Consider the following 3,739-nt stretch of genomic DNA (forward strand, 5'->3'; position numbering starts at 1 on the left):
CTCTTAAGAAAAATAAACCTTCCATAAATTGCAATTTCGACTTTCCTCTAAATTATAACCTTATCCCGAATTGACGTAACTTGTAAAGTCCCTAAGGGGCGAGTGCAGAAGGTTAGCAGGAATCGTACTAGCAGTAAAACAGCAAATGGTTCATATAACAAAGCTGCAAAAGAACCTTGGATATTGGTAACTAACTTAAGTTCTGATGAATATAAGGGAGCGGAAATAGTGAGGTTATATAGCAAACGTATGCAAATAGAGGAGACGTTTCGAGCAATAAAAAGTCATCAATTTGGTCTTGCTGGAAGATATATTCGAACTTTAGATGTGAATAGATGGGGAGTTTTAATGTTACTATCTGCCATTGTTATTATAATATATTGGGTTATAGGTGTGGTAGGCTATAGCCAAGGTATGCAAAGAATTTTCCAACCTAACACAGTAAAAGATAAAAAGATTTATTCGTATTTTACCCTTGAGAAATTTATTATTGAATTTAATTATTTGCATGCCATAAAACCATTGGTAGAACCCCTGGCATCTATTATAAAGACGGAGCTTTGTCGTGCTTAATTTCGTGGGGATACATCAGCTCGCAATGACGTTTTTATGCTGCTTAATACTTATAGAATAAAAATTGTAGGGTACTGAGGCATAGCTCCCACAACTGTTGAAAGTTAAAAAATGCAAAGTATTTAGGCAGATCCCATACGTCACTTAGTTGTGAATTATTTTATGAAGAAGTTGAGTGGAAAGCGATCTATATTATTGCTTACAAAAAGCTGCCACCTAATACTGTCTCTTCGATTGGTAAAATAAATAAGATAATTTCTCGATTCGGTGGGTTTTTAAATAGAAAAAGTGATAAAGCTCCGAGCATTAAATCCATGTGGATATGACTCCAAAGGCTAAAGGACTTTACTTTGGCATTAGAAACTTTTAACTCATTAAAAACTTATGGGTAAAGATATGACTAAGATGTATGTGAGGAACGGAGATGAGTTTTTACAACAAAATTATCAATTAGATTAGGTTATGCAAGAGGTCTATTGCTATAGTTAATTATATGACTATATATTAAATTGTTGATAAAATTTGATAGCTTTGTTTAAATCTTCTGGGGTATCAACAGAAATGGGGATATTATTAACATAACATACCCCTATGGACATATTATTTTGTAAGGCTCTTAGTTGTTCTAATTTTTCGCTTAATTCTAAAGTTGAGACAGGTAAGTTTATGAATTTAATTAATGCTTCTTTGCGGAACCCATACATTCCTACGTGATATAGAAATTCTTCAGAGCCATAAGGAATAAGACTGCGAGAAAAATACAGAGCCTTATCATTATGGTCAGTAATAACTTTGACATTACTATTGCCATTTACGGCGTTTATACCAACTTTTACTACTGGGGTCATAATATCTTGGTCACTAGACTTTAGGCTTTCAATAACTTTAATAATTGATTCCGGTTCTATAAAAGGCATGTCACCTTGGACATTTAGGATATAATTAATATTATGATTGTTAGGTATTGCCTGAAATGCCTCATAGACACGGTCAGTACCAGTCTGGCAGCCTGGGTTTGTCATAATCAATTGCCCACCACAACCAGTAACTTTTTTAGCTATAATTTCTGAGTCAGTTGCTACATAAATATTTTTTAGTTTGGTTAAGTGTACTTGTCTTAGAACGCGTTCAATTATTGACAGTTCCCCTATCAATTGTAAAGGTTTCTTAGGAAGCCTAACAGAATCAAGTCTTGAAGGGATAATAATTGCAACATCAGAATGCATAAGTTACCATTTAAAGATATTTACCAAAATAATTGTTGACATGATAGCCTTTTTAAACGATAAAGTAAAGCGTGTTGGAATATTGTTTTGGGACACAATTTGTCTTTAAGCATTATGTTTGGGGCTCGTAGCTCAGCTGGTAGAGCACTTGACTTTTAATCAGGTTGTCCCGGGTTCGAATCCCGGCGAGCCCACCACTTCAGGGTAGTTAACCCCCTTAGTTGTATATGAATACCGCCGCCAATATTTAAAGGCGGAGACTAGGAGACCGCCTCCTAGTAATAGACCTCTTGCAAAACTCGCTTATGTTGAGGAATTTGAAGGAGACGCGGAACGCAGAACCACAGCGTACTCTAATGTACTTGAGGATTCGAGTACCGCATCGACGTACAAATTACCAGCAGAAGTAGAGTTTTGCAAGAGGTCTAATGGGTTTGTAGCTCAGCTGGTTAGAGCACACGCCTGATAAGCGTGAGGTCGGAAGTTCAAGTCTTCTCAAACCCACCATCATAAGTATTCTTTATGAATCTTGAGAATAATATAATTGATCAATTAAGTCGTAATAAATTAGCTATTTGCTGGCTTAGAAATGGGGTAATCTCGCTTGCCCTTGCTGGGGTGTATTCAATAATATTGGTAATGCTCCGCACTCCTATATTAGTTACCCTATTTCCCAATACAGAAATCTTTAAATCAGCTTTGGTTATTCATGTTAATTTATCAATCCTAGTTTGGTTGATATCCGTTACAGCATGTATTTGGAGCTATAATTTACAGCCAACGACTTCCAGTATAACATATGTAATAATAGCATTTTTTGGCACTGCACTAATAGCTTTATCACCACTTTGTGGACAAAATCTTCCTGTAATGAATAATTACATACCAATGCTGGAGAATATAATGTTTATTCTTGGAATTAGTTTATTTGGTATATCGGTATTATTATTCTCATCAAACGTTATCCTAACAACGATTAAGAACCTAAAAAGTCAAAAATTGATCAATTTTACTATCCTTTCTACTGCAATAATGTGGATATTAGTATGGGTATGTTTTATTTGTTCTTATTATCAACTACAACAAGTTATTAAGCTTGTGCCAGTCGATATAGAATTTTACTATGAATTGCTTTTCTGGAGTGGGGGGCATTTATTGCAATTTATTTACACACAAATTATGATATTAGTAATGATAGTATTGTCCAATACTTGGGTAAATAAAGAGCTAAGATTTAACAAATTATATCTGATATTATTATATTTAAATTTTTTGATAAGTATTGCAGCTATTTGGGGACACTTATCATATGATATTATAGATGCTGAATTCAAAGAATATTATACTAAACAAATGAAATATGGTGGCGGAATAGCCCCAGTTCTGTCTTTGATACTAATATTTTATGAGCTAGTTAGTCATAATCATAAACTAGTGGTAAATTCTCTTATAAAAGCAAGCATCATTTGTTCTAGCATATTATTTTTGTCTGGAGGGTTTATTGGCGTGTTAATTACCAGTATGAACGTTACTGTTCCTGCCCACTATCATGGTTCGATTGTTGGAATAAGTGTGGCATTTATGGGATTTAGCTTTCTTTTATGTGACAATGCATGTAATAATGAACAAAAGAAAAACTCATATTCCTCTGCAGCAATTATTACTTTAACTATCGGACAAATGTTACATATTATAGCTCTTCTTTTTGCTGGTGGTTATGGGGTGATGCGAAAAATACCAGGAGTAGAAATGACGATTAGCAGTAAGTTACTGATGGGGGCAATGGGTGGTGGAGGACTAATTGCTATTGTTGGTGGCTTGATGTTTGTTGTTATTTGTGGTAAAAAGATGGTATTACGTCAATTCGGGATAAGGGATAAGAAAAAATAAAGGAGATATAGGAGTTGCAAGGAGTTAATGCCTGTGATAAATGTTTTTTT

At 34.5% G+C, this 3,739-nt stretch carries 3 protein-coding genes, 2 tRNA genes and 1 pseudogene; 5 read left to right on the forward strand and 1 reads right to left on the reverse strand.

Annotation, left to right across the window (positions count from 1 at the left end):
• Positions 1–102: 102 nt before the first annotated feature.
• Positions 103–573, forward strand: a complete 471-nt coding sequence (locus RiCNE_RS06310; protein WP_157905703.1) for a transposase — start codon at positions 103–105, stop codon at positions 571–573.
• Between the two features lie 131 nt (positions 574–704).
• A pseudogene (locus RiCNE_RS08515) lies at positions 705–899 on the forward strand (IS4 family transposase); the annotation flags it as partial.
• Positions 900–1,070: 171 nt separating this feature from the next.
• Here the strand turns inward: RiCNE_RS08515 and RiCNE_RS06320 are convergent.
• Positions 1,071–1,799: a 3-deoxy-manno-octulosonate cytidylyltransferase gene (locus RiCNE_RS06320; RefSeq protein ID WP_094649733.1), complete on the reverse strand. Its 729-nt coding sequence runs from the start codon at positions 1,797–1,799 to the stop codon at positions 1,071–1,073.
• Positions 1,800–1,920: 121 nt separating this feature from the next.
• On the opposite strand from RiCNE_RS06320, the gene RiCNE_RS06325 reads away from it, so the two are divergent.
• The 3 genes from RiCNE_RS06325 (at position 1,921) to RiCNE_RS06340 (ending at position 3,689) form a co-directional block, all read left to right on the forward strand.
• Positions 1,921–1,996: transfer RNA gene (locus RiCNE_RS06325), tRNA-Lys, on the forward strand.
• Between the two features lie 233 nt (positions 1,997–2,229).
• Positions 2,230–2,306, forward strand: a tRNA-Ile gene (locus tag RiCNE_RS06335).
• Positions 2,307–2,321: 15 nt separating this feature from the next.
• Complete coding sequence (locus RiCNE_RS06340) at positions 2,322–3,689, forward strand: cbb3-type cytochrome c oxidase subunit I (protein WP_094649734.1); 1,368 nt, start codon at positions 2,322–2,324, stop codon at positions 3,687–3,689.
• Positions 3,690–3,739: the final 50 nt, after the last annotated feature.

It is taken from the genome of Rickettsia endosymbiont of Culicoides newsteadi, assembly GCF_002259525.1.
GTDB lineage: Bacteria > Pseudomonadota > Alphaproteobacteria > Rickettsiales > Rickettsiaceae > Tisiphia.

Coding starts and splice junctions, on each gene's coding strand:
- RiCNE_RS06320 (WP_094649733.1), bottom strand. CDS start 1,799: ATGCATTCTGATGTTGCAATTATTATCCCTTCAAGACTTGATTCTGTT.
- RiCNE_RS06340 (WP_094649734.1), top strand. CDS start 2,322: ATGAATCTTGAGAATAATATAATTGATCAATTAAGTCGTAATAAATTA.